We start from the raw sequence: 25,781 nt of genomic DNA on the forward strand, positions 1-25,781 counted from the left end.
CTCGACGCGGGTCAGCGGGACGCCGCTGAGCTCCACGTGCTTCAGCAGCAGGTCGATCGACTTCTGGTACGCCGCATTGCGCCCCTCCCACCGCGGCGACTGCAGCCGCTCGGCCTGGGAGGTGTAGAGCGACGCCCGGTAGTAGGTCGCCCCTGCGCCGATCCGGCGTCCGGCCGCCTCGTCGGCGCGCGCCTTGGCGACGAGCCGGTCGGCCACGGCCTCCCACGCGGCGTACAGCTCGGCGGTGCCGGCGTCGTCGCCGTTCTGCGAGGCGAGCAGCACCGGCTTGCACGCCCGGTCGACCTCGTCGATGTAACCGCCGTTGTTGAGGGTCGCGACGACGGCGAGGCTCCAGACGTAGTTGGTCGGGAAGTACATGAACACAGGAGGCTCCTTCGTTACGGCGTTACGGCGTTCCGGCAGCGATGCGGTCGGCGAGGTGTTTGGCTCCGGCCGAGGAGGCGAAGCCCCCGTCGACGGGGAGGTCGGCGCCCGAGATGTACCCGGACGCGTCGGAGATCAGGAAGACCGCGAGGCCGGCGACGTCGGCAGCCTCGCCGAGGCGTTCGAGCGGCGTCAGCTCGAGCTGGGCCTCGCGCATCGCAGCGGGGGCGTTCGCGGTCATGTCGGTCTCGATGAAGCCGGGATGGATGGTGTTGACCCGGATGCCGCGCGGCCCGTACTCGGTGGCGGCGACCCGCGACAGCCCGCGCAGTCCCCATTTGGAGGCGGTGTAGGCGGCCGTGTAGTGGCCGGTCAGCCCGGCGACCGAGCCGACGTTCACGATCGAGGATCCGTCGCCCATGAGCGGCGCCAGCGCGCGCATCCCGAGCATCGGCCCGGTGAGGTTCACGGCGAGCACGCGGTCCCAGTCGGCGCGCTCGGTCTGGGCGATGCCGGCGCGGTGCGTGACGCCCGCGTTGTTGATCAGGCCGCGGAGCGCGTCCCCGCCCAGGGTCTGTGCGAGATCGGCGGCGAGCCGGGCCCACGCCTCCTCGTCGGTGACGTCGAGGTGGCGGAAGACGACGCCGTCGCCGAGCGCGCCGTCCGGCTCGACGACGTCGGTGGCGATGACCTGCGCTCCGAGGCGCGCGAGCAGCCGCGCCTCCGCGGCGCCCTGGCCGCGCGCGGCGCCGGTGACGACGACGGTCGCGCCATCGAGGCCGCCGAGCAGGCCGTCCGTGCCGCTGCTCACGGTGCGATCCGCTCCTGGCGGCTCCGCGCCCGCGACCGCACGCGCGCCGCCGGCAGCTCGGGCGCGGTGACCGCTGCCCCGACCGGGCCGACCAGCTCGCCGATCCCCTCGACCACCATGCGCACGGTGTCCCCGTCGGTCAGTGGAGGCGGGGTGAGCTCGCCGCGCCTCCCCCACAGCTCGGCCAGGCAGCCGCCGTTGCCGGTCGTGCCCGAGCCGAGCACGTCGCCTGCCACGACCCGCGAGTTGCGGGATGCGTAGGCGACCAGCTCCGGGAACGGCCAGCCCATGTTCGACACCAGGTCGTGCCCGATGCGCTCGTCGTTCACGAAGACCTCGGCCTCGATCGCGAGGAAGCCGTCGCCATCGAGGTATGGCTCGAACTCGTCGGCGGTCACGATCCACGGCCCCAGGCTCATGCCGAAGTCCTTGCCCTTCGCGGGGCCGAGGCGCACCTTCATCTCGCGCGACTGGAGGTCGCGCGCCGACCAATCGTTCATGATCGTGTAGCCGAAGATCACGCCTGCGGCCTCGTCGGCGGTGAGGTTCGCGCCGCCGGGGCCGCCGATCACGGCCGCGACCTCCAGCTCGAAGTCGAGCCGGGAGCTGACGGGAGGCCGCAGCCGCTCGCCCGGACCGAGCACCGTGTGCGGGTTGGTGAAGTAGAACGTCGGCGCCTGGTACCACTCCGGCACCACTTCGCTCTTGCCGTCGACGGAGGCGCTCACGCCCTCCACGTGCTCCTCGAAGGCCACGAAATCACGGATGGACGCGGGGGCGAGCGGGGCGAGCAGCCGCACGTCGGCGAGCGCTGTGCCCTCGGTGCCCTCCGCCCGCGCGAGCAGCCCGTGCGCCTCCGCAAGACCGCCCGCGAGCACCTCGGACACCGTCAGCCCGTCGGGGAACGGGACCACCCGGTCGCCGATCACGAAACCCTCGACGACGACCGAGCCGTCGGAGCCATCGGAGCCGTCGGAGTCGGCCGGGCCGTCGGTAGTCCACCGGGCGATCCTCATGCCGGCTCCGCCATCCGGTGGCCGATGCCGAAGATGAGCCCCGCCGCGTCGGCCTCCCGGTCGTGATCGATCTGCCACTGCCCGAGCTGCACGGAGGCCTCCACCACGGCCTGCGCCCGCGGCACACGACGGGCGTGGAACGCGTCCCAGAGCGCGTCGTCGACGGCGTCGGCGGCGAGCAGCAGCTCGGTCAGCACGACCGCGTCCTCCAGCGCCTGCGCCGCACCCTGCGCGATCGTGGGCGGGCAGCTGTGCGCGGCGTCGCCGATCACGACCGAGCGGCCGCGGTTCCACGGCGCGGGCACGATGTGCTGCGTGAACCAGGTGTAGTTGACGTGCGCTCCCGCCTTCAGGTCGGCGCGGATGTCGTCCCACGGTCCGCCGTAGGCCGCCGACTCCTCGAGCATGAGCGCGACCGCCTCCTCGTCGGTGAGGCCGAGGCGCTCCTGCGCCGGCTCGACGAGGAACGCGTACATCGTGTCGTCGCCGGTGGGCGTATAGCCCGCGATGTAGACCGGTCCGCCGTAGTACAGCTCGCTGTGCTCGACGGAGGCCGGGCGCGACACGAACGACCGCCAGATTCCCATGCCGGTCGGCTGCGGCTTGGTCTCGATGCCGATCAGGTCGCGCACGGCGGAGTTGAGCCCGTCGGCGCCCACGAGGAGGTCGTAGGCGCCCGCCGGCGCGCCGTCGACCTCCACCTCGACGCCGTCGGCGCCCTCGGTCACGCCGGTGATCTTCGTGCCGAACCGGACGTTCGCGCCGGCCGCCTGCGCATGCTCGAGCAGTATGCGTGCCAGGTCGGGGCGGTACATCCCGCCGGTGGCCGGGAAGTCCGGGCCGCCGCTCTTCACCTCGGGCAGCTCGGCCACCACCGGGGCGTCCGGCCCCGGCGCGCGCAGCGTCAGGCCCTCGAAGAAGTAGCCCTTCGCCTGCACGTCGTCCCACACGCCGAGAGTGTCGAAGGCGCGCAGCGCGTTGCCCTGCAGGGTGATGCCGGAGCCGAGCGCGCTCAGCTCCGGCTTGGACTCGAAGACGTCGACCTCGACGCCCGCCTTGGCGAGCTGGATCGCGGTGGCCAGACCTGCGACACCGCTTCCGGCGATCGCGACCTTCGTGACGGCGGTCATAGAAGAACCTCTCTGTTCTTGCGTGATGCGGTGCTGAGCGGGCGAGCCTACAGCAGGGCGATGGGGTTGATCGGCGACCCGACGGCCGCCGTGATCGGCAGCGGCGGCGCCGAGAGGAGGAAATCGTATCTCCCGAGCCGCGCGCACACGTCTGCGAGCTCCTCGAGGTCCCACATCTCGCCGATGGTGAGGCCGAGGTTCGGGATCACGACCTGGTGCAGCGGCTGGAAGGCGGGCACATCGAACTCGTTCGGCCGCACCTCGAACCCCCAGGTGTCGGTCGCGATCGCGGCGATCCCGGTGTCGTGCAGCCAGCCGGCGGTGGTCAGCGAGAGGCCGGGCGCCGGCCCTCCCGCGTATTCGCCCCAGCCGTCACGCCGCACGCGGGCGAGCTGGCCGGTGCGCACCAGCACGATGTCGCCGGTGCCCACCGCGCTCGACGCGCCCTGGGCCTCCACGCACGAGCGGAGGTCGGCGGCGGTGATCGCGTAGCCGTCCTCCAGCTCGCCGGTGGCCGGCCGGAGGTGCCGCCCGAGGTCGAGCAGCACTCCCCGTGAGACGATCGCGGCGGCCGCGTGCTCGATGCCGGTGACCAGGTCGCCGTCGCTCGTGACCACGTCACCCGCCCGGCGGCCGTTCCAGGCGTAGCCGTGGTCGAAGATGTGACCCAGCCCGTCCCACTGCGTGGAGCACTGCAGGGGCATCGCGATCACGTCGTCGGCGCCGCCGAGCCCGTGCGGGAAGCCCTGGGTGCCGCGCTCGGCGTCCGTGCCGGTGTCGAGCATCGTGTGCACCGGGTTGGTGCGTCGGCGCCAGCCCTTCTGGGGGCCGTTCATGTCGAACGACTGCGCCAGCGAGATCGCCAGCCCCTCGCGGACGAGGGCGGCGGCGGCGGCCCGCTTGGCCGCGTCGATGAGGTTGAGCGTGCCCAGCACGTCGTCCTCGCCCCAGCGGCCCCAGTTGCGGTACGCCTCCGCTCGCGCGTCGATCTCGGCCTCCGGGTCCTGACGGTCCAGGTCGGCCGGCCATTCGCTCGGTACAGCGTCGCTCGGTGCGGCCATCGTCAGCCGCGACCCTGCACGGCGTACGGGTTGAGCAGCGCTTCCTTGATCTCGTCGGGCACGCCCTCCTCAGTCGCGCTCGGCCCGTCGGCGGCCGGGAACGACTCGGTCATCGACATCGGCATGGCGCCGTTGCGGTAGAAGTTGCTCGAGCCGAGCGACGGCTTCCAGGTGTTCGGCTGCCAGTCGGGCACGTAGTTGCGGTAGCCGCCGGTGTTGAGCTCGATGCGCAGCGTGGAGGGCTCGCGGTAGTAGAGGAACGTCTGCTCGCCGATGCCGTGGATCGAGGGGCCGTACTCGATCGGCACTCCGTTCTCCATCAGGGTGTCGGCCGCGATGAGGAGCTCCTCGTAGGTGTCGACCCAGAACGCGTAGTGGTTGACGCGTCCGGCACGCGTCGAGCCGTCGAGCACGACCCCGAGGTCGTGCGACTTCTCGTTGGTGGTGAGCACCGAGAAGATCGAGATCGGCGCCTCGTCGAGCACGGTGCGGGCCATGATGCGGAAGCCGAGCACGTCGTTGTACCAGGCGGCGAAGCCGTCGACGTCGCTGGTCGCGATCGTGACGTGGTCGAGCTGGCGCGGGGCGCCGGCGACCTTGCTGCGCTTCTCCGGGCGGTCCGGGTAGATGGAGGCCACGTGGCCGGGGGCCTGGTGGCGCGTGACGTCCCAGTGCAGGGTCATCGAGTGGCCCCACGGACCGGTGAAGCGGTACGCCCGGCCGATGGCGGGCACGTCGTCGAGCCACTCGCCCTCGACGCCGGCGGCCTCGATGCGCTTGGCGGCCTCCTCGAGGGCCTCCTCGCTCGAGGTGCGCCAGGCCATGGTCGCGAGCGTCGGCTCCGAGCCGGGCGAGACGACGACGGAGTACGCGTAGTAGTCGCCCCAGCAGCGGAGGTACACCGAGCCGTCGATGCGGTCGACGACGGTCAGTCCGACCTGTTCCTCGTAGAACTTCACGGACGCCTCGACATCCGGCGACGTGATCTCCACGTAAGACAAGTGGGAGAGAAGCTTGATCATCCTTGATCCTTTCCAGATGGGCGGAATGTGATTGCCCGGTCTCTACTTTCGCCGGGCGCGCCCGCATCAGGGAACCGCGTATCGGCTATGCCGGGGATCAATGAGACTGATTTCCTAGGTCGGCATCAGCGCTTCTTTGGTCGTACTGCTGCCCAAGATGCGGATTCTGCGGCTCAAGTGGGGCCTCGTTCTACCCTTCGTGGGGTGTGGTTGTGTCAGAATCAAGCATGGCTAGGGACTCCGCACTCCGATTCGGCGCGCAGACCGACGAGGTGATGAGCCTCCTGCGCGTGGTCAACCTCGTCCGCACCGGGGAGGCCGACACCCGGCCCGAGATCGGCCGGCTGACCGGCCTCGGCCGCGGCGTCGTGGCGCAGCGCGTCGACGCGGCGATCGAGATGGGCTTCTTGGAGGACGGCGAGTACGGCCCGTCGTCCGGCGGGCGCGCCCCGCGGACGCTCCGCTTCCGCGCGGACCAGGGCCGGATCGTGATCTGCGCGCTGGGCGCCCTCCACATCCGTGTCGGCCTGGCCTCCCTCGACGGCACCGTGCTCGCCGAGGCGCACTGCGCATGGGACATCAGCCGCGGGCCGGCCGAGACGATCGACACGGCGCTCGGGATGATCGACGGACTCCTCGCCGAGGGTGACGACCGTCCTGTCTGGGCGGTCGCGGTCGGCGTGCCGGGACCCGTCGACTTCGAGACGGGCTCGCCCGTCGCGCCGCCCATCATGCCCGGCTGGAACGGCTTCGACGTGCGCCGCCGCTTCGAGCAGCGCTTCGACGCGCCGGTCTGGGTCGACAACGACGTCAACCTGCTGGCGCTCACGGAGCGGAGTCACCGACGCGACGACAACGTCGACCTGATCTACTGCAAGGTCGGCAGCGGCATCGGCGCCGGCCTCGTCTCGCACGGCCGCATCCACCGCGGTGCGAACGGCGCGGCGGGCGACATCGGTCACGTGCGCGTTCGCGACTCCACCGCGGTCTGCCGCTGCGGCAAGGTCGGCTGTCTGGAGGCCGAGGCGTCCGGCTGGGCGATCATGCGGGACGCGGAACGCGCGCTCGAGGAGAACGCGACGGGGATCCTCGCCGGCCTCGTCGAGCGGGGCGAGCCGATCACCCCGGAGGCCGTGTCGATCGCGGCCCAGGACGGCGACGCCCTCGCGATCTCGCTGGTCCAGCGCTCTGCCCGCCTGATCGGCGAGTCGATCGCGGCGCTCGTCAACATGTTCAACCCCGGCGTCATCGTCGTGGGCGGGGCGGTCTCGTCCGCAGGCGAGATCTTCCTGGCCGAGGTGCGCCAGCGCGTCTACGAGTTGTCTCTGCCGCTCGCCACCCGCGACCTCTCGATCGTGCGCTCCATCGGCGACGAGCGCGAGCCGCTGCGCGGCGGCGCCGAGCTCGCGATCGAGGAGCTGTTCGACGTGACGTTCCCGCGCTGGTTCGCGGACGGGCGTCCGACGATCGAGGGGATCAAGGGGCCCGCGGCGTAGGGCCTCGAGATTCGTGACGAATGTAGCGATTCGTGGCACGAATGTCGGGATTCGTGACGAATGTCACTACCACTTCTTTCGGTTTCTGACCAAAACGTGTAGGTTGCGGTCGTAAGCTGGACAGGAGAGGGCGACATGGGGCTGCCGGTTCTGGGCGACGACGCTCTGACCGCGACCGCCGACGGGTTCGCCGTGCGGGTGAGCCTCCCGTGGATCCGGTCGCTACCGCTGTCGAGCGTGTCGGAGGTGCGCCTCCACCTCGACGGAGAGGAGTGCGCTGTCGAGGTCGAGGACGGCGACGGCTGGTGGTTCGTGCAGGACCGGCTTGCGCTGCGCGGTGTTCGCCCCCTCTCAGCCGGCTCCCACACCGTCGCGGTGTCGTTCCGGCTGCTCATCCCGTACCTCCCGGGCGGCCCGGACGCGCCGCTCGTCCTCGACTTCGGCGACGAGCGGCGGCTGGAGGCCGTGCCCCGGGTGCCGTGGACACTCGCAGCGAGCGCCTTCAACTGGACTCCGGAGGTCATCCGCGCCGAGCGTTCGGCGACCGACATCGCGGTCGGCATCGTGACCTCCGGGGTGGCGACGGTCGTCGAGCTCGAGCCCGGGCAGCTGTGGCGGTCGTTCCCGGCGACTCCCACGGCGGAGGCAACGGACCTGCGCGACCGGATCGCCGCCGCAGGCGGCCGGGTCAGCATCGTGGGGGCGAGCCTCGACGACTGGCTGAGCCCGAGCCGTCGGCGCGACGACGACGAGCGGTTCTCGTTCCTGCTCCCCCAGTTGCAGACCGCCCACGATCTCGGGGCCGAGGGCGTGCGGCTGCCGATCGGCCAGGCGGGCCCGGCACTCCTCGGGAGGCTGCAGCCCGTGCTGCACGAGCTGAACCTGACGCTGTACGAGGAGCTGCAGGGACAGCAGGCGCCGGACTCCCCTCCCGTCGCCCACGCGATCGACGACATCGCCGCCCTCGAGGACCCCCGCATCCGTCTGCTCGTGGACACCAGCATGCTGATGCCGGCGCTTCCGGTCACATACCTCGCCGCGCTCGCGCCGAGCATCCCGGACGACCTGCTCGCCCGGCTGACCGGTGCATGGCTGGAACCCGGGACGCTCGATGCCGTCGTCGCGCACCTGCGGTCGGGCGCCGTGCCTCCCGCAGCACACGCCCTCTACATGAACCTGCTCGTGCGATTCGGCCGCTCGCCGGTGGAGGCGCTGCGCGGCATCCTCCCGCTCGTGGGCGCGTTCCACCTCAAGTTCTGGGACCTCGACGACACCGATGGCCGGGTCTCGCGGCCGCTGCGCGACCTCGGCGCTCTGCTGCGGGACGCCGCTCCCGGCTTCTCCGGCACACTCTGCAGCGAGTGGGGAGGCCACGAGTGGCTGGACGCGGACCCCACCGAGCAGACGCGCGCACACCTCGCGCTGGCCCGCACCACGCTCTAGAACCCGCCGAGAGCGGCGGCGCGGGAGGCGCGGGGGCGCGGGAGGCGCGGAGGCGCGGCGCGCTCAGCCCTCGTGGTTGTAGTACGGCCAGGGGAGGAAGCGGCGCTCGCCCCGGCGGTCGGGTCCGTTCAGCGCCACCTCGCCGGTGGCGGCCCACTCGACGCCGCGCGGGAACATCCGGATGAACTCGATGCGGCGGAACGTATCGATGTCGTGCCCGATCGTGATGGTGAACGAGCGGCCGGCGCCGTACTCGTTGATCCAGGCGATCGGCTGGTCGGTGTTCATGCCGGGGAGGGCGGCGATGCCCTCCTCGGGGATCGCCACCGGGTAGTGCGACATCGGCCAGACCGGCGCCCGCTCGTACGATTCCAGGTCGTCGTAGGTCGTGAGCAGCACCTGGGCGCCGTCCAGGATCTCGACGCCCGTGAGGATGTCGTCGCCGGTGACGGTCCAGCGCGCGCTGATGCCGTCGGTGATCGCGTGGCGCGGCTCGACGGTGTCGAGTTGCGCCTCGCCCCACGGGCGCGGCCGCAGGCCTCCGGCGACCGTCAACCGCGAGCCGCGCAGGGTGTTGTATTCGTCGGGGTAGCCCCAGTCGTCCTCCTGCGCAGCCGAGCCGTGGAACCAGACGATGCCCTTGCCGTCGTCGTGGACGAACTTCAGCAGCGCGGCATCCGTCTCGGCGCCGAAGCCGACCGCCTTCTCGTGGTAGCCGTCGCGGCCCTCGAAGACCACGATCACCACGTCGTACTTGTCGATGATCTCGGCGCCGAGGCCGCGCGGGTCCTCGACGACGCGCACGCGGAAGCGCCCGGTGTCCTCCAGCAGCTGGGTCAGCCAGACGTTGTGCTGGCGGAAGCTGCGGTGCTCGTTGTCGTGCTCGCGGGTCATATGCCCGGAGAGGATGAGCGCGTTCAGAAGATCGGGTGCGGAAGTATCGGCTGCCATCACTCTGCTTTCGTCGAGAAGGCGGCGTCGAAGGCCGCGTCGGGCGGGGTGATGGCGTTGAGCTCGCGCACGAAGGCGATGGCCTCCGGTGCGCCCTGGAGGCGGTCCATGCCGGCGTCCTCCCATTCGACGGAGGTCGGGCCGGCGTAACCGATGAAGTTGAGCGCGCGGAAGATCGGCTCCCACGGCACCTCGCCGTGCGCGGTGGACACGAACGTCCAGCCGCGGCGCGGGTTGGCCCACGGCAGGTGCGAGCCGAGCACCCCGTTGCGGCCGTCGAGGTTGGTGATCGACTCCTTCACGTGCACGTGGAGGATGTGGTCGGCGAAGTCGAGCACGAACGCCACCGGGTCCAGCTGCTGCCACATGAAGTGCGACGGGTCGAAGTTGATCCCGAAGCTCTCCCGGTGGCCGATGGCCTCCAGGGTCGCCTTGGCCGTCCAGTAGTCGTAGGCGATCTCGGAAGGGTGCACCTCGAGCGCGAACCGCACCCCGACCTCCTCGAACACGTCGAGGATCGGGTGGAAGCGGTCGGCGAAGTCCCGGTAGCCGGCCGCGATCCACTCGTCGGAGGCCGGCGGGAACATCGCCACGGCCTTCCAGATCGACGAGCCGGTGAAGCCGGTCACGGTCTTCACGCCGAGCGCGGCGGCCATCCGGGCGGTGAGCTTCAGCTCCTCGGCGGCGCGCTGCCGCACGCCCTCCGGGTCGCCGTCGCCCCACACCCGGTCGTTCAGGATGTCGCGGTGCCGCTCGTCGATCGGGTCGTCGCAGACGGCCTGGCCGGCGAGGTGGTTGGAGATCGTCCAGACCTGCAGGCCGTTGCGCTCCAGGATGTCCTTCCGCGTCTGCACATAGTCGGCGTCGTCCCAGCGGGAGACGTCGAGGTGGTCGCCCCAGCAGGCGATCTCGAGGCCGTCGTAGCCCCACTCGCCGGCCAGCCGGGCCACGTCCTCGAACGGGAGGTCGGCCCACTGGCCGGTGAACAGGGTGATCGGTCGGGTCATGACGTTCCTCCTCTATGAGTGGGCCAAGGCCGCGGCCTCGACCGCGACCCACGCCGAATCGTTCGCCGAGCTGGCCTCCACCGCCGCGAGCACACGCTGCACCGCCAAGCCGTCGGCGAAGGTCGGATCGAGCTCGGTGCCGTGAGCGATCGCCGTGACGAAGTCCACGACCTGATGCGAGAACCCGTGCTCGTAGCCGAGCATGTGCCCGGGCGGCCACCAGGCCGAGACGTACGGATGCTCGGGCTCGGTGATGAGGATCGTCGTGAATCCCTGCAGCTCGCCCGGCGCGTTGCGGTCGTAGTACCGCAGCTCGTTGAGCCGCTCGAGGTCGAAGGCCAGCGCGCCCTCCGAGCCGGAGACCTCGATGGTGAGGGCGTTCTTGCGGCCGGTGGCGAAGCGCGTGGCCTCGAACGAGACGAGCGCGCCGTTGTCGAGGCGTCCGGTGAAGAGGGCGGCGTCGTCCACGGTCACGTCGCCCAGCTCGCCGCTGGAGCTGCCGGTGAAGCCGGAGCGCGCGCCGAGCACGGGGCGCTGCGCGACGATCGTCTCGACCGTCCCGGAGACACGGGTCACCAGGCTCCCGGTCACGAACTGCGTCATGTCGACGATGTGCGCGCCGATGTCGCCCAGGGCTCCCGAGCCGGCGTGCTCCTTCTGGAGGCGCCAGCCGAGCGGCACGGACGGGTCGACGAGCCAGTCCTGGCGGTACGCCGCGCGCACCTGGCGCACCTCGCCGATCGTCCCGCGCGCGATCAGGTCCTGCAGCAGGGAGACCGCGGGGACGCGGCGGTAGGTGAACCCCACCATCGCGCGCACGCCGTGCTCGGCCGCGCGCTCGGCGGCCGCCGCCATCGCCTCGGCCTCCTCGACGCTGTTCGCGAGCGGCTTCTCGCACAGCACGTGCTTGCCGGCCTCCAGCGCCGCGATCGCGATCTCGGCGTGCGAGTCGCCCGGCGTCACGATGTCGACCAGGTCGATGTCGTCGCGGGCGATCACCTCCCGCCAGTCCGTGGCGTGCTCGGCCCAGCCCCACTGGGCCGCAGCCTTCGCCACCGCCTCCTGGTCGCGCCCGACGACCACGGCCATCTCGACGGCGTCCGGGAGGTCGAAGACCCGGGGTGCCTGCCGCCAGCCCACCGAGTGGGCGGCGCCCATGAACCCGTAGCCGATCATGGCCACCCGCAGCGTCATGCCAGCACCAGCTCGCGCTCCACGGGCACGCGGTTGGTCACGTAGCGGCCGGGACCGCCGTCGACGCCCGGCATGATCTGCATGTAGAGCAGGCGCATGGTGAGCACGACCTCCACGGTGAGCGTGTCGCCGGCCGCAGGCGCGTGGCCCAGCGGGATCACGACGTCAGGACGGTCCGCGACGAACCACAGCGTCTCGGACTGCTCCGGCAGCTCCTCGATGCGGTAACTGCGGCCGTTCAGCTCGAAACGGAGGTCGTCGCGCGGGACCGCGACGCCGTCCACGGTCGCCGCGACATCGTCGACGGCGGACAGCCAGAGGCTGCGGTACCACGGCAGCTGCACCGAGACGGCGATCCCGTCGGCGGTGCGGTGGACGTCCTTCTCGGAGAACAGAGAGTTGTGCGTTGCCATGACGGCCTCCTACTTGAACGTGTCGACGAACGTGTCGTGCGGCGCCGGAGGCTCCGGCTCGAGCTGCTGCACGGTCGACGGGCTGTACGGGTGGTTCTGGCTCGGCACCGGCTCGTCCGCGGGCGGCATGAAGACCGGCTTGCCGTCGTCGCCGAAGTACATCAGGTCGAGGTCGAACGCGGCCTGGTTCTTCTCGCCGAAGCTCACCCAGTTCTCCTCGAACGGCGCACGGGCGAGCTCGTAGCAGCGGAACTTCCAGATCTTCCATTCGCCGTCCTGGCGCAGGAAGTCGATCGCGTACTTGCACCAGACCCAGTGCGCCCAGACCTTCTTGCCCTGCACCTCGCCGGGCGAGTACATGAAGTCGGGGCTGTCCTTCGCGACCTCCGGGTCGGTGAGGCCCGACTCGGTGCCTGCCATGATCCACACGCCCTTGGCGGTCTCGCCGTCGGCAGCCACCTCGATGACCGGGGTCGTCGTGGCGTGCAGGATGAGCTTGCCCTCGGGAGAGGGGCGGCCCCTGTGATAGCGGGTGACGCTCTCCCAGGTCGTGTACTGCCCGGCGTTGGTGTAGCGCGCGCGGATGCCCTCCGTGCCTTCCTTCACCCAGAGCGGGATGATCCGCTCGTCCTGGAACGCGTTGTGGAGGTACATGTAGCGGTTGAACAGGTTCTCGATCTCGCCGCGGTCGGCGGCGCGGCGGGCGAGCCCCTGCGCGGCGGCGACCTCCTCGCGCAGGCGCGCGACCTCGGCGACGAGTTCCGAGACGTTAGTCGCAGCGACGGTGTCCGACATGGCTGACTGCTCCTTCGGGGATCAGGCCGGGACGCCGGCGACGGCGTCTTCGATGGTGCGCCGCATGAGCGCGTGCTGCTTCTTGACGAGCTCGATCGGGTCGGCCTCGCCGAGGTCCTGGAAGGCGTGGCCTTCCCACTCGCTGGAGAGGTACCCGCGGTAGCCGCCCTGGACGAACTGGCGCACGATGCGCGGGAGGTCCATGGCGGGCTCCTGGCCGTCGGCGTCGATGTCATAGAACTTGGCGTGCACGTGGAAGATCTGCGGCATGATGTCCAGCCACTCCTCCGGCGGCACCAGCCCGTGCATGTTGAACGCCAGCCGGGTGAACGGGCCGAACCGCAGCGGGTCGACGCCCTCGGCGGTCAGGTAGTCCTCGAACTTCTGGTTGCGGACGTGCATGGGCGTGGGCTCGTGCCAGATCTCGTCCATGACCGCGAAATGCTTCTCGTCCATCCCCATCTTCGCCAACTGCGCGAGCAGCGTCGGCGACAGGCTGTGCATGGTCGAGGAGAAGTCGGCGGTGAAGCCGAGCCGGTCGCTGCCGAGCTCCTCGTAGAGCTCGCGGATGCCGAGCACCTTGGGGTCGTTCGGTCCCTGCGGCGCGTGGATCTCGTAGCCGAGCCGCTGGTCGTACTTCTCGGCCAGAGGGAGGAGGCTGCGCAGCAGCTCCCGCCCGGCCGAGCGGATGACGACGCGCTTGAAGCCGAGCGTGTGCGCCGTCTTCAGCTGGCGGGCGAGGAAGTCGTGCTCCTCGTCCGGCGTCATGTCGCGGTCCTTGCGGCGGCCCATGTCGAGGTTCGTGCCAACTGCGCTGGGCTGGAGGCCGTACTTCTCGAGCGAGTCGAACCAGAGCTTCTCGAACTCCGCATCGACGTCGGGGTAGGTGCGCAGCAGCTGGGCGATGTTGAACTCGACGCCCGGGCCGATGCCGTTCTCGGCGACGGCGGCGATGAGGGTCTGCGGCGTGTAGACACCGGCCGCGAACTCGCTCGTCATCGAGTAGAGGGTGGTGCCCAGCTCGATGCCGGTGCCGGCGATGCCGGCGCCGATGCGGTCGTCACTCATGCGCTCGCTCCTTCGGTGCTCGGCAGCCACTGGGTCAGCTGGAGGCGAGCCTCCCCGGCGTCGGTGACCATGCGGCTCCCCGCGTTCTGCGCGGCCGAGCGCTGCACGGCCTGCTCGTCGCGGATGATCTCGAACGGGGACTGCCAGTAGTTCCAGTGCCAGCCTTCGTACTCGCTCGAGATCGCTCCCTTGTAGCCGTTCTGCACCAGCAGCGCGATGAGGTCGCGCACCGGCACCGAGGGCTCCTCGTGGTTCTCGTCGATGCCGAAGAATTTGCCGTGCACGTGCTTGATCCACGGCATGATCTCCAGCCAGTCGTCGACGCGCGCCGGGCCGAACAGCCCGGTGCCGTTGATGGCGAAGTCGATGCCGAGGTCGGGCCGGCCGTTCTGCGCCGCCAGGCCGATGAACCGGCCGAAGCGCTGGCCGTGGTCGGCCTGGTCGGCGGGAGGGCCGGACTCGTAGAACTCGTTCCAGAGGTCGACGACCTGGCCGAGCAGCTCGTCCGTGGCGCCGCGGCGGCGGTAGGCCTCCAGCAGCGACGGCGCGAAGCCGACGGTCGTCGCGCCCCAGTCGGCGGTGAAGCCGAGGAACGGCGACCCGACCTCCTCGTAGCGGTCGCGCAGCGCGAGGATGCGCGGGTGCGAGGCGTACTGGTCGGCGTGCACCTCCAGGGCCAGCGTCACGCCGTACTGCTCCGCGATCGGCGCGAGCGCGGCCATCGAGTCGGGCGTGATCGAGATCTGCACGCGGGCGATCGGGAAGCCGAGCTTCGCGGCGGCTTCGATCTGGCGGCGCATGTACTCGATGAGCTCGTCCTGGTTCAGGAGGCGGTCGCGGTGGATGCCGATGTCGGCGTTGATCGCCAGCGACGTCGTCACCAGCCCGACCTCCTGGACCAGATCACGGAACCGGCCTGCGAACCGGTCGTCGATCGAGGGGAACCCGCGGAAGCTCGAGAAGCCGATGATCTCGAGCCCCGGGCCGTAGCCCTCGGCGGCGACCTTGCGGATGAGGCCTTCGAGGTCGTACTCGCGGCCGTGGAACGCGCGCGTGAAGCTGTAGAGGGTCACGCCCTGGATCGGGGATCCGAGCCGGGAGGTCGAGTCGGTCATGCCGCCACCGCCTTCATGGTCTTGCTGTCGTGCTCTTCGATGTGGAGCACCTCGTCGTCGCCGATGATGATGTACGGGATGTAGACGGTCAGGTCGACGGACACCTCGTGTTCGCCGTCCGCGGCGACCGGGATGTCGCCGGAGAGCACCGCCGAGTCGAGCGGGAACCACCACGACTCGGTGTCGTCGGCCATCTCTGCGAAGGTGCGCTCGCGGCCGTTGAGCTCCCAGCGGAGCGTCTCGGCCGGAGCGGGCACGCCGTCCACGGACAGCGTGGCGCCTGAGATGCAGGACGCCGGGAGTGCACGGTACCAGGGGATGCGCACTTCGACCGCGGCACGTGTGCCGGTGGTCCTGAGCGTTCCCTGCTCGATGATGCGATCGGGGATCACGAGTCCTCCTTGACTACTTTTTCCGTGTTTCTACACACTAATGTTGGTTTGCTGCATAAGCAAGGGTTCGGCGCCGGTGAGTTCGCGCGCGATGCGGCGAGCGCCCTTCACCGCCAGCGCGACGGAGGTCAGCGTGGGGTTGCACGCCGTCGCCGTCGGGATGACGCCGTTGCCTGCGACGAAGACACCGGGGACCTCCCACACCTCGCTGTCCGGGCTGCACACGCTGCGGCCGTCGTCGGTCTCCCCCATCCGCACGCTGCCCTGGTAATGCAGGGAGGCGCCGAGCGGCATGGTGAACGGCCGGTCGCCGATCGGGTCGCCGACCGCTTTCGCGAGTTCGACGATCTCTGTCTGGGCGCGCTCGATCACCGCACGATCGCGGTCGGTGAGCGTGTAGTGGATGCGCATCGCCGGCATCCCGTACCAGTCGAGGTCGTCGTCGGCGAACGCCACCCGGTCGTCCCACTGCAGGTCCTTGGCGCAGAACAGTCCGAGACCGACGATCGAGCCGGGCACCACCGGATCGTCGTCGGCGAGCGGGATCGGGGACGCGTCGAGCTGCATGACCTGGCCGTGGAACGGCACCGCGTCGGTGTACGGCACCCAGCTGACGCCGCTCTGCTCGCTGATCGCGCCGTCGATGATCTCGTCGGTGCCGACGCTCCCGTCCGTGGCGTCGCCGGCGCTGCCGGCTCCCCGGCCCGCGGCCGCGACCTCCGCGGCGTCGCGGATGCGGGTGGCGTAGACCACCTGCGTCTGGTCGTTGAGCATGCGGCCGAGCGCGGCGGGCCGGATGCCCGACGCCCAGAGCACCTGCGGCGTGCGCAGGGCGTCGGCGGCCACCACCACGAAGCGGGCGCGCACAGTGTGGAGGTCGCCCGTGCGACGGTCGCGCACCTCCACCCCCGCGGCGCGGCCGTCGTCGAGCAAGACCCGGGTGACCAGCGACTCGTCGTACAGCGTGAAGTCCGAGTTTCCGCGGGTCTCGTCGCCGAAAACCACGTCGGAGCCCGACCAGACCAGCCGGCCGTCGTCGCGGCGGTGCACGGCGAGCGGCATCCGCTGCACGCGCTGTGCGGCGGGCCTCCCGTCGTCCACGGCGCCGGCGAGCCGTTCGCGCACGAGCGCGGTGAACGGCGCTCCGTCGAACGCGTCGGTCGTGACGCCGAGCAGCCGGTCAGCCTCGTCGAGGAGGTCGTCCAGATCGGGCAGGAACGCGATGCGCTCGCTGTCGCCCGGGCGCGGGCAGGCGCCCGTCCAGTGCGCGCCCATCCCGCCGACGTTGCTGGAGAAGGCGACGACGGGCATGCCGTCCTCCCCCGGCTCCTGGTAGCCGTCGTCGAGCAGGTAGGTGCCCGGACGCCCACGGCGCTGGCCGGAGGTCACGGCCCCGGGCGAGCTCACCGTCTCGGAGCCGGCGCCGGGGCCTTCCGAGCGCTCCTGCGCCTCGGCGCGGGCGGCGGGGTCCTCGATGTTCTTGACGTGCGCGCCGGGCGGGTCCGACACCGTCGGCCCGACCTCGAACAGGGCGATGGTCGCACCGGGCGCCTGCTCGCTCAAGACGCGCGCGTACGTGGCACCGACGGGGCCGCTGCCCACGATCGCGACGTCGACGGAGTCGGGATAGCGGCTCATGCCGTCGCCGCCAGCTCGCGGATGAGCGCGACGGAGGCCGCGGACTCCTGGGTCGGGTAGTACTCGAGCCCGATCGGGCCGTCGTAGCCGGAGGCGCGGAGGACGCCGAGCGTCTTCGCCCAGTCCAGCTCTCCGGAGCCCGGCTCGCCGCGGCCGGGGGCGTCGGCGAGCTGCACGTAGGCGATCAGGTCGCCCGCGTTCTCGAGCTCCGCCGCCATGTCCTCGCCCTCGACGGCCGAGTGGTAGATGTCGTAGAGCACGCCGAAGTACGGGGAATCGACACCCCGCGCGACGTAGACGGCCTCCGCTGTGCGGTCGAGGAGCGAGCCCGGGTGATCGACGCGCACGTTGACCGGCTCCAGCGCGAGCGTGATGCCCGACCCGTCGATCTGCGCGATCGCCTTCTGGTAGATCTCGATCAGCTTGTCGAGCTGCACCTGCCGCTTCCAGCCTCCGAAGCCCGTGCCGCTGCCGACCACGATGCGCGGGCACGAGAGGTCGTGCGCGATGGCGACGCCCTCGTCGAGCTTGCGGTAGAACTCGCTGTGGTCCCACGGCGGGATCATGAACTGGGTGCGCGGCTCCGAGAGCTGGGCGGTGAGCTTCGTGCCGGTCTCCTCCAGAGCGGCCTTCAGCGCCGGGAGGTCCTTCGGCGTCGCCGGTGCGTCGACACCGGTCGGGCCCCACATCTCGACGGCGCCGAAGCCGGCCGCAGCCGCCGCACGCACGCGGTCGTGGTAGTCGCCGGCCTCGGTGAAGAGCAACTCGATGTTGGGTGCGAGCTCGTACATGGGTTCTCCTGTTCAGAACATCGGATGGTCGTGGGCGGCATGCACGGGGACCTGCTGCAGCACGTCCCAGTGCTCGACGATCCGGCCGCTCTCGAATCGGTAGATGTCCGCGACCGCGGCGTCGGGGGCGCCGGGCCGGGAAGCTTTGACGTGGACCATCGCGTGGTCGCCGTCGACGAGGATCCGCTGGATCTCGAAGCGCGCGTCCGGGCTGCCGTCGAACTTCGGCGTCAGTGCCTCCACCGCCGCGGCGGGACCGTCGACGATGTTCGGGTTGTGCTGCCGGTAGTCGTCGGCGACGAGGAACGCGAAGGCGTCGGCGACGCGCTTCTGCGTGTAGAAGAGGTCGCAGAAGCGCTCGAACGCGGCGCGGTCGTCAGTCATGCGGCGGCCTCCCTCGTCAGCGGCGCCAGCGTCACGGGTCCGAGGAGTCCGCTCGGCTCCTGCTGCGCGAACGCCGAGAAGAAGTCGGGCTGCGCCTTGGCGAGAGTGTTCGTCACGTCGATCTCCAGCGTGTTCGTCTCGGCCAGCACGCCCTCCGGAACTTCGAAGGCATAGGGAGGCGCGATCCGGGTGCCGAGGTCGACGCCGTTCAGGCGCACGCTCGCGAGCTCGAAGACCTGTCCGAGATCGATGACGTGCCCGCTCTCGGCCGCCTCCGCCTCGAATGACGCCGTGTACCGGGCAGTTCCGCTGAACCGCGGCAGGAGGTCGGGCTCGCTGAGCGCTCGGAGGCCCTTGAGCTCTCTCCACTGCGAGAACGCGCTCCCGCCGGCCTCCGCGACGGCGACCGTCCACGTCGGCGCGAGCTCGGCGGCGGCGCCGCGTGCGGACACCGCCCGGATCGGGAGCCCCTCCCACGCCGACGGCGGCCCGACGACGAGCACCAGGGACTCCCCCGGACCGAGGTCGAGAGCGACGGAGGCCGACCACCTGTCGCCGGCGCTCGGCACCGCGGTGAGCGTGCCCGTCACGGCGTCGTACGCGACCGCGTCGCCCGTGCGCGGGAGGGTCGCCGTGGCGTGCACGGCCTCCCGCACCGACTCGTTCACCAGCATGATCACGTCTGCGTCGCCGAGGTCCCGGCGCAGAACGCGTAGCGACGCCGCCGGACGGTCGAGCCGCACCGCGCGGTCGGTCATCGCGGACACCGCGTCGACCAGCCGCTTCTGCGACACCTGACGGAACCGCAGCTTGAGGGCGTTCGCGTCGCCCTCGTCGCCCGCGACCTCCGGGACCGAACCCACGAACACGACGGGAACACCCGCGTCGTCGAGCCGCAGCAGCTCCCGCGCGACGTGCGCGGGAAGGAAGGCGCTCCCCGGCACGATCAGCGCGTCGTACGTCTCGTCGCCGAGCGACAGCCGCGACCCCTCGACTCCGGCGGCGGGGAGGGCGTCGGCCGGCACGATGTCGGCGTCGAGCTGCGCCTCCATCAGCAGCCGCAGAGGCCGTTCGGACGGCATCGCGTCGCCCAGCCATTCGGCGTCCGCGTGGTAGAGCACGGCGAACGGGGCGACGTGCGCGCCGGCCTGCAACAGGTGGCTCAGCCGGTTCGTGTACGCGCTCAGCAGATGCTGATGCGGGTACTGCGGGTTGTTGCCGTGCGCGTAGAAATGTGGAGGGCAGTCCGGGTCGGGGAACGGCGCTGGCGAGAAGGCGTGCGGCACGATGTGCGTGACGCCGCGCACCAGGAGGTGGTTCGTCAGCCAGGTGAACAGCCGCAGCCCTGCGTACCAGCCGTACGCGCCGATCGTCTCGCACATCGCCCTGCCACGCTTGAGCGGGTCCAGATGCGCGGCCGATGACGCGAGCTTGGCCAGCCCGAAGTGGAAGAACTCGCCGTCGGCGGCGCCGCTGAGGTTGCCGAACGGGCCCCGGGAGAACCCGGGCACGACCTGGCCGCCGATGATGTCGACTCCCGCCATGTCCTGGCCGGCCATCGCCCGGAAGTAATGCCCGGCGCCCGGGCCGAGCCGAGCGTGCGAGCCGTTGTCTTCGATGACGTGCCCGATGTGCTCGACGCCGTGCGCGCGGCACCAATCGCCGAGCCGCCGGGCGAAGTTCTCGGAGTACAGCCGCGACACCGTATCCATGTAGGCGTAGCGGAGCTCGCGCTCGCGTCCGCCGGCCGGCATCCACAGCAGCGGGAGCAGCGGGGTCGCATCCCGGCCGAGCCGCTCGGACAGCCGGGCGGCGACGGCGTCGTTCCACGGCAGCGGCACGGCTTTGCCGAGCCGCGAGTCGAAGTCGAACGTGTCGGGGTCGTTGTAGAGCCCGGGCTCGTCGCTGAAGAATCCGCCGATCGTGCGGCCGAACTCGTCGGCGTACCGCTTGTGGATGCGTTCGTAGACCGCGTCGATGAGCAGCTGCGTGGAATCGGCGTCGAGGTAGTCGATGTGCCGCGCATGCGGTTCGCTCCCTCCGCCCTCGCCCACCGACAGGAAGAAGACGCGCCACCAGCCGTCCGGGATGTCCCAGTGCAGCACGCCGTCGACGATCCGGTCGGTCAGGTCGACCGGGTCGCCGACGAGCTCGTCGGAGTCCTCTGCGCGCGGGTAGGCGAGCACCCGCAGCAGCTCGCCCGGCTCGTGCCCGGCCTCCGGACCCCAGAACTTGCGGCGCTCGACGATGAAGGAGGCGCCGGGCGCCGGGCCCACCGCGTCAGTGTGCCGCTCGGTCAGGAAGCGGCGGCGCAGCTCGGCCGGCGCGGTCTCCACCGCACCGCCGGCGTGCCCGGTCGGGAAGGTGTCGTCGTCGAAGAACCACACCGTCAGGCCGCGGCGGTGGGCGATCTCGAGCACCGCGTCCACGTCGCGCCACCAGCCGTCGCCGAGGAAGTCGGGGTGCGGCCGCGCCTCCAGGATGATGGCGCCGATCCCGGCGTCGGCGATGCGCTCCAGCTCCTCGCGCACGACCTCGACCGGGCCGCCCTTCTGCCAGAACAGCGGCATGATCGCGTTCGGGACGGCGCCGGTCACCACATCGCGGAGGCGGTCGAGGGTCATCGGGCGACCTCCACGGCGAGATCCTCGACAGTGGAACCGGTGGAGGCCGGCACCGGCCGGTAGCGGAACCGGCGGAAGACGACCTCGCCCTCCCCGGTCGCGAACAGCGCGGGCCGCAGACTCTTCAGGTCGTTCATCGTCGCCGAGTGCGCACCGGAGGTGTCGTAACGGACGCCGTGCCGCACCCATTCCTCGCCCGGTCGTCGGTGCCAGCCGGTCACGATGTGGTGGTCGTTCCTCAGGCGCAGCTCGATGGTGTCTCCCGGTTCTGCGGGCTCGCGCCAGTGCGTCCGGATGCCGCCGGCGTAGCTCCGCATCGCCGAGCCGTCCCAGCCCATCCCGAAGAACATCCGGTCGTCGAAGTAGAGAAGCAGACCTCCGGTCGAACGGTCGCGCACCTCCAGTTCGACCTCGATCTCGTAGGCGTCGTCCATCGCCCACGTCGTGAGTGGCGAGGAGTCCGCGGGCGAGGCGCCCGTGCCGCGCAGCGTCAGCCCGTCACCGAAGCGCGCGCGGCCCGACTCGTCGATTCCGGGGTTGTCGAACACCCAGCGCTCGCCCCAGGCGGCGGCTGTGAAGGCGTCGGAGGGCGCCGGGACCGCGACCGGCGAGGAGACGCCCGCGGGCTTCGGCAACGGCGCGCCGAGATCGGCGGCCGACGCGACCGGCCAGCCGTCCTCCGTCCACTCGATCGGCTCGAGCAGGGCCTGCCGGCCGAGGGTGCGGTAGCCGTTGGCGTAACCGTGCGACACCATCCACCAACTGCCGTCGGGCGCGTCGAGGATCGTCGCGTGCCCGCGCGACCACCAGGCCTCGTCGACCGAGCGGGTGCGCGCGACCGGGTTGCCCGGTGCGTTCTGCCACGGGCCGTGCACCGAGCGCGACCGGGCGACGATGACCATGTGGCCGGTCGCCGGGCCTCCCGTGCCGCCGACCGCGCTGACCAGGTAGAACCAGTCACCGCGGCGGAACAGCTTCGGCCCTTCCAGCGCGTACGCCTCGGTGACCCACTCGTCGGGGTACCGCCAGCCGTCGTACACCGGCTCGAGCGGTGTGACGGCATGGAGGCCGTCCGGGCTCAGCCGGCAACGGCGGATGCCGTTGACGAACAGGTACCGCTCGCCGTCCTCCCCCACCACGTGACCCGGGTCGATGGCGCCGGAGACCCCCGTGAACACCGGCTCGCTCCACGGCCCCTCCGGGCTGTCGGCGTGGATCACCCAGATCTGCGGTTCGGGGATGGCACTCGACCACGCGCTCGGGATGAACGGGATGTAGAGGAAGAAGCGTCCGTCGTGCTCGATGAAGTCGGGCGCGAACACCGTGCTCAGCGGCTCCTCGAGCGCGCAGGTCACGAACGTCCAGTTGACGAGGTCCGGCGAGCGCCAGATCGTCAGCCCGGGCGACGCGTCGAACGACGAGTACGTCAGGTAATACTGGTCGCCGGCCCGCAGGACCGCGGGATCGGGCCGGTCACCGGGCAGCACGGGGTTGAGGAAGGTCCCGTTCCCCAGGTCGGGGCCGGAACGGGGAGCGTCGGTCATGCGGGATCAGCCCTTGAGCCCGCCGGCGTAGCCCTGGATGAACTTCTTCTGCGCGAAGGCGTAGAACGCGAGGATCGGGATCATCGACACGATGACGACCGCGAAGATCAGATTCCACTGCGAGACCAGCGAGCCGACGTAGCTGTACATGACGACCGGCAGGGTCTGCCAGGGCGTGCCGTTCAGGAAGATCAGCGACGTGAAGAAGTCGTTCCAGACGATCAGCCCGGCGAGGATCGCCACTGTGCCGGTCGCCGGCGACATCAACGGGAAGACGACCCTCCAGAACACCTGGTAGCGGTTCGCGCCGTCGATCACGGCGGCCTCCTCGTACTCGGGCGTCAGGTTGCGGAAGAAGTTGGCGTAGAGGAACACCGACAGCGGCAGCAGCATCCCCGTGTAGATGAGGATCATGCCCCAGGGGTTGCCGACCAGGCCGACGTCGCGCGCGCCGATGTAGAGCGGCAGCGTGCCCAGCTGGGTCGGCAGGATGATCGCGACGAGGAACAGGTAGAACGACCGGCGGCTCCACTTGCTCGTCGAGCGGGCGATGCCGTAGGCGGCGACCGAGCCGAGACCCACCAGCAGCAGGATGCTGCCCGTCGTGATGATCACGCTCGACGCGAGGCCCGCCCAGATGTTGCCCGACGACGCGGACGCCGGTGAGAGCAGCTGGATGAAGTTGTCGAAGGTGGGGCTCGTCGGCGGCGCGACCGCGGCCGAGCTCAGGATGTCGGGCAGTGTCTTCAGCGATCCGACCAGCAGGATCCAGAACGGCAGCAGCATGATCGCCGCGGCGATCAGCACGATGATCTCGATCGCGAGGGTCTTCTTGGTGTAGCGGAACATGGCTCACGCCTCCTTGAGCGAGCGATCGCGCGTCGCGTACTGCTGCGCGAGGGAGAAGACCAGGATGAGCAGGCTCAGGATCAGCGCGAGCGCCGCACCGAATCCGAACTGCTGATACGTGAACGCCGTCTGGTAGACCTCCAGCGCCAGGGTCTGAGTGGCGCCGGCCGGGCCCCCACCCGTCAGCGCGACGACCTGGTCGAACACTCTCAGTCCTTGGATGAGCGTCAACGTCGTCGCGATGGCGACCGACGGCTGGATCTGCGGGAGGACCACGTAGCGGAACCGCTTGAAGGTGCTGGCGCCGTCGAGCGCGGCCGCCTCCTCCATCTCGATCGGCACGGTCGCGAGGCCGGCCAGGTAGATCACCATGACGAACCCGATGTTCTGCCAGACCATCACGATCAGCACGCACCAGATGGCGAGCGACGGGCTGGCGAGCCAGTTCTGCTTGGGGAGGCCGACGGCGGTCATCGCCTGATTGAGCGGACCGTTGTAGTCGAAGATGAATTTCCAGATGTACGAGACGGCGATCGGGCTGACGACCACCGGCATGAAGATCAGGGTGCGGAGCACGTAGCGCGACTTGAGCGTGCGGTTGAGCGCCAGGCCGAAGAGCAGCCCGAAGATGTTCGTGAAGACCAGGAAGCCGAACGCCAGGAGCAGCGTGTTCCAGAGCGACCCGATCAGCTCGGGGGTCTGGAAGATCTTGACGAAGTTCTGGAGGCCGACGAAGTCGAAAGCTCCGAGCCCCGACCAGTTCGTGAAGGCGAAGAACCCTCCGGCGATGGTGGTGGCGTAGATCACGATCAGCATCAGCACCAGAGCGGGGAGTGCCCACCACCAGCTGCCGAGCTTCACCCGATAGGGCCTGGTGCGGGGGGCGCGCTCGGGCGCCGCCACCGGGGCTTCGGTCTGGGTCTTCGTGCTCATCGTCCGCACCTCTGACTGCGTCGTCATCGATTCGTTCCTTTCAACCGGGTTCGGGCGGCCGGCCCTCCGAGAGAGCCGGCCGCCCGGGTCTCCGGATCAACCCCAGTCGGTGTCCAACTGCTGGAGCACCTGCTTGACGGTCATCTGACCGGTCAGGATGCCCTGGACGCCGTTGCCGAGGTCGGTGTAGACCTTGGCGTTCGGCCACTCGGTCGGCGCGTAGCCGCGGGTGTCGTTCTTGGCGATCTCGTCCTTGATGCCGGCGTACTGCGGCAGCAGGGTGGAGTCGCTGCTGACGTTCACCGGGATGGTGCCCACCTGCTTGGAGTACTCCTCCTGGCCCTTGTCCGACACGATGTAGCTCAGGAACTGCGTCGCGAGCTTCGGGCTCTTGGTCTTGGCGCTGGCGGTGACTCCCTGGTCGGCGCTCAGCGACAGGTAGGTCTTGGTGCCGTCCGGGGCTCCGACCGGGAGGGCGACGAGCTTCACGTGACCGCCGGCCGCCTGCATGATCTGCTGCGCGGCGGCGCTCGGGGCGAAGAAGCCGAGGATCTTGCCGGAGGACGCGCCGTTGGTCAGGGCGTCGAAGCCGGCGCTGGTCGCGCCGTCCTGGAAGCAGCCCGCGTCGTACATCTTCTTGATCGACTCGAGCGCGGTCGTCCAGCCCTTGGTGCCGGCGAACGTGACCTTGTTCTGGGCGCGCTTGGTGTTCCAGTCCTTGTCCGGGCCGTAGACCGTGGAGGTGGCGAGCGCGACGGCGAGGATGCCGTTGTTCTGGTAGGTCGATCCGGCCAGGCCGTAGACCGTCTTGCCCGCCGCGCGGGCCTTGCCGCACTGGGCGATGATGTCGTCGAGGCTGGTCGTCGCGTCGATCTTCACGCCGATCGACTGGGCGAGCTCGTCGTTGTAGATGACGCCGTTGAGCTGGGTGCCGAGCGGGACCCCGTAGATCTTGCCGTTGTAGGTGTAGAGGCTCTTGGCGGAGTCCGGGATGTTCGACTTGATCGACGCGTCGTCGAGCGGCAGCACGAGGCCGGACTTGGCCCACGGGAGGATCGAGTTGGACTGGCCGGTGCCGCCCTCCGCGTAGAACGTGTCGGGTGCGTTGCCGCCCTGCACGCGGGTGGCGATCGTCGTCGGGTAGCTCTGCACGGGGAGGTTCTGGGTCGTCACGGTGACGCCCTTGTTGGCGGCCTCGAACGACTTGGCCAGGCTGTCGTAGGCCGCCTTGTCCTGGTCGTTCGTCGCGCCGTAGGCGAAGGTGATGGTCTGCGGCTCCTTGCCGCCGCTGGATCCGCTGCTGGAGCAGCCTGCGAGCAGGAGGCCCGTTGCGACGGGGATGGCGAGCCAGGCAAGCCGAGCAGTGCGGCTCCTGCGTGTGTGCTTCATCGGGATGACCTCTTCTGGGACTTCGTTGTCGGTGAGAGCGGCGGCTGTGTCGCCGTCCTCCTGGGGGCAGTTTCGAGTGTCGCAGCGGTAAAGCAGATAAACAACGGTAGTTCTGCTTATCCCAGACATAAGCTGGGTCGATACGCGATCGATACGGGCCGCCAAGAACGAGCTGGCAGCACCGATTGGTGAGCTGGCAAGCGTCGCGATAACGAAGAATCCACGATCGTAAGCATGGAAGGCAGTAACTGGCCATGCACCTTTCGGGGTATGTCGCCCCGGATCGACTATGTAGTAACATGTTCCGATGTACTACTTTGGTACCCAAAGT

Annotated in this window: 24 protein-coding genes; 2 read left to right on the top strand and 22 right to left on the bottom strand. The window is 70.2% G+C overall.

The genetic code is table 11. From position 1 onward, the window contains the following. From AC0HS0_RS10600 to AC0HS0_RS10625, 6 genes are all read right to left on the bottom strand, one after another. A partial coding sequence (locus AC0HS0_RS10600; RefSeq protein WP_472963891.1) for a hypothetical protein occupies positions 1-384 on the bottom strand: 384 nt, incomplete at its 3' end. A 22-nt stretch (positions 385-406) separates the two neighbouring features. Next, positions 407-1,195 (bottom strand): SDR family NAD(P)-dependent oxidoreductase, encoded by a 789-nt coding sequence (locus tag AC0HS0_RS10605; RefSeq protein WP_472963893.1) that lies wholly within the window; start codon positions 1,193-1,195, stop codon positions 407-409. After that, positions 1,192-2,211, bottom strand: a complete 1,020-nt coding sequence (locus AC0HS0_RS10610) for a fumarylacetoacetate hydrolase family protein (RefSeq protein WP_472963894.1) — start codon at positions 2,209-2,211, stop codon at positions 1,192-1,194. The genes AC0HS0_RS10605 and AC0HS0_RS10610 overlap by 4 nt, the downstream gene beginning before the upstream one ends. After that, positions 2,208-3,341: an FAD-dependent monooxygenase gene (locus AC0HS0_RS10615; protein ID WP_472963895.1), complete on the bottom strand. Its 1,134-nt coding sequence runs from the start codon at positions 3,339-3,341 to the stop codon at positions 2,208-2,210. The genes AC0HS0_RS10610 and AC0HS0_RS10615 overlap by 4 nt, the downstream gene beginning before the upstream one ends. 47 nt (positions 3,342-3,388) lie before the next feature. Next, complete coding sequence (locus tag AC0HS0_RS10620) at positions 3,389-4,402, bottom strand: cyclase family protein (protein WP_472963897.1); 1,014 nt, start codon at positions 4,400-4,402, stop codon at positions 3,389-3,391. 2 nt (positions 4,403-4,404) lie between these two features. After that, positions 4,405-5,424, bottom strand: a complete 1,020-nt coding sequence (locus AC0HS0_RS10625) for a VOC family protein (RefSeq protein WP_472963898.1) — start codon at positions 5,422-5,424, stop codon at positions 4,405-4,407. A gap of 227 nt (positions 5,425-5,651) precedes the next feature. Here AC0HS0_RS10625 and AC0HS0_RS10630 point away from each other — a divergent pair, with 227 nt between their 5' ends. Beyond that, positions 5,652-6,920 (top strand): ROK family protein, encoded by a 1,269-nt coding sequence (locus AC0HS0_RS10630; protein WP_472963900.1) that lies wholly within the window; start codon positions 5,652-5,654, stop codon positions 6,918-6,920. A gap of 135 nt (positions 6,921-7,055) precedes the next feature. Further along, the gene (locus AC0HS0_RS10635; protein ID WP_472963901.1) at positions 7,056-8,363 is read left to right on the top strand and encodes a restriction endonuclease subunit R; all 1,308 of its coding nucleotides are present in this window, start codon (positions 7,056-7,058) and stop codon (positions 8,361-8,363) included. Positions 8,364-8,426: 63 nt separating this feature from the next. Here AC0HS0_RS10635 and AC0HS0_RS10640 read toward each other — a convergent pair whose 3' ends face one another. From AC0HS0_RS10640 to AC0HS0_RS10715, 16 genes are all read right to left on the bottom strand, one after another. Beyond that, positions 8,427-9,314, bottom strand: coding sequence for a ThuA domain-containing protein (locus AC0HS0_RS10640; protein ID WP_472963903.1), 888 nt, complete (start codon positions 9,312-9,314; stop codon positions 8,427-8,429). Further along, a complete protein-coding gene (locus AC0HS0_RS10645; RefSeq protein ID WP_472963905.1) occupies positions 9,314-10,321 on the bottom strand; it encodes a sugar phosphate isomerase/epimerase family protein in 1,008 nt (335 codons plus the stop codon). The genes AC0HS0_RS10640 and AC0HS0_RS10645 overlap by 1 nt, the downstream gene beginning before the upstream one ends. 12 nt (positions 10,322-10,333) lie before the next feature. Continuing rightward, positions 10,334-11,515 carry a Gfo/Idh/MocA family protein gene (locus AC0HS0_RS10650; RefSeq protein WP_472963906.1) on the bottom strand — a complete coding sequence of 394 codons (1,182 nt, stop codon included), beginning with the start codon at positions 11,513-11,515 and terminating at the stop codon, positions 10,334-10,336. Beyond that, complete coding sequence (locus tag AC0HS0_RS10655; protein WP_472963907.1) at positions 11,512-11,928, bottom strand: C-glycoside deglycosidase beta subunit domain-containing protein; 417 nt, start codon at positions 11,926-11,928, stop codon at positions 11,512-11,514. The genes AC0HS0_RS10650 and AC0HS0_RS10655 overlap by 4 nt, the downstream gene beginning before the upstream one ends. 9 nt (positions 11,929-11,937) lie before the next feature. Then, entirely contained in the window at positions 11,938-12,723 is a 786-nt protein-coding gene (locus AC0HS0_RS10660; protein WP_472963908.1) for a nuclear transport factor 2 family protein, read from the bottom strand. A 21-nt stretch (positions 12,724-12,744) separates the two neighbouring features. Then, positions 12,745-13,776, bottom strand: a complete 1,032-nt coding sequence (locus AC0HS0_RS10665; protein ID WP_472964181.1) for a sugar phosphate isomerase/epimerase family protein — start codon at positions 13,774-13,776, stop codon at positions 12,745-12,747. Positions 13,777-13,787: 11 nt separating this feature from the next. Then, positions 13,788-14,906 carry a sugar phosphate isomerase/epimerase family protein gene (locus AC0HS0_RS10670; protein ID WP_472963910.1) on the bottom strand — a complete coding sequence of 373 codons (1,119 nt, stop codon included), beginning with the start codon at positions 14,904-14,906 and terminating at the stop codon, positions 13,788-13,790. Then, positions 14,903-15,298 (bottom strand): C-glycoside deglycosidase beta subunit domain-containing protein, encoded by a 396-nt coding sequence (locus tag AC0HS0_RS10675; protein ID WP_472963912.1) that lies wholly within the window; start codon positions 15,296-15,298, stop codon positions 14,903-14,905. Before AC0HS0_RS10675 ends, AC0HS0_RS10670 begins: the two co-directional genes overlap by 4 nt. A gap of 30 nt (positions 15,299-15,328) precedes the next feature. Then, the gene (locus AC0HS0_RS10680; protein ID WP_472963914.1) at positions 15,329-16,936 is read right to left on the bottom strand and encodes a GMC oxidoreductase; all 1,608 of its coding nucleotides are present in this window, start codon (positions 16,934-16,936) and stop codon (positions 15,329-15,331) included. After that, positions 16,933-17,727, bottom strand: a complete 795-nt coding sequence (locus AC0HS0_RS10685; RefSeq protein WP_472963916.1) for a TIM barrel protein — start codon at positions 17,725-17,727, stop codon at positions 16,933-16,935. Before AC0HS0_RS10685 ends, AC0HS0_RS10680 begins: the two co-directional genes overlap by 4 nt. A gap of 12 nt (positions 17,728-17,739) precedes the next feature. Beyond that, complete coding sequence (locus AC0HS0_RS10690; RefSeq protein ID WP_472963919.1) at positions 17,740-18,111, bottom strand: nuclear transport factor 2 family protein; 372 nt, start codon at positions 18,109-18,111, stop codon at positions 17,740-17,742. After that, a complete protein-coding gene (locus tag AC0HS0_RS10695; protein ID WP_472963921.1) occupies positions 18,108-20,735 on the bottom strand; it encodes a glycosyl hydrolase family 2 protein in 2,628 nt (875 codons plus the stop codon). Before AC0HS0_RS10695 ends, AC0HS0_RS10690 begins: the two co-directional genes overlap by 4 nt. Then, a complete protein-coding gene (locus AC0HS0_RS10700; protein ID WP_472963923.1) occupies positions 20,732-22,279 on the bottom strand; it encodes a family 43 glycosylhydrolase in 1,548 nt (515 codons plus the stop codon). Before AC0HS0_RS10700 ends, AC0HS0_RS10695 begins: the two co-directional genes overlap by 4 nt. Before the next feature lie 6 nt (positions 22,280-22,285). After that, entirely contained in the window at positions 22,286-23,128 is an 843-nt protein-coding gene (locus AC0HS0_RS10705; protein WP_472963925.1) for a carbohydrate ABC transporter permease, read from the bottom strand. Positions 23,129-23,131: 3 nt separating this feature from the next. Further along, the gene (locus AC0HS0_RS10710) at positions 23,132-24,088 is read right to left on the bottom strand and encodes a carbohydrate ABC transporter permease (protein ID WP_472963927.1); all 957 of its coding nucleotides are present in this window, start codon (positions 24,086-24,088) and stop codon (positions 23,132-23,134) included. A 69-nt stretch (positions 24,089-24,157) separates the two neighbouring features. Then, positions 24,158-25,450: an ABC transporter substrate-binding protein gene (locus tag AC0HS0_RS10715; RefSeq protein ID WP_472963929.1), complete on the bottom strand. Its 1,293-nt coding sequence runs from the start codon at positions 25,448-25,450 to the stop codon at positions 24,158-24,160. Positions 25,451-25,781: the final 331 nt, after the last annotated feature.

The sequence above is a fragment of the Leifsonia sp. PARNA 1/14 genome, from assembly GCF_055720965.1.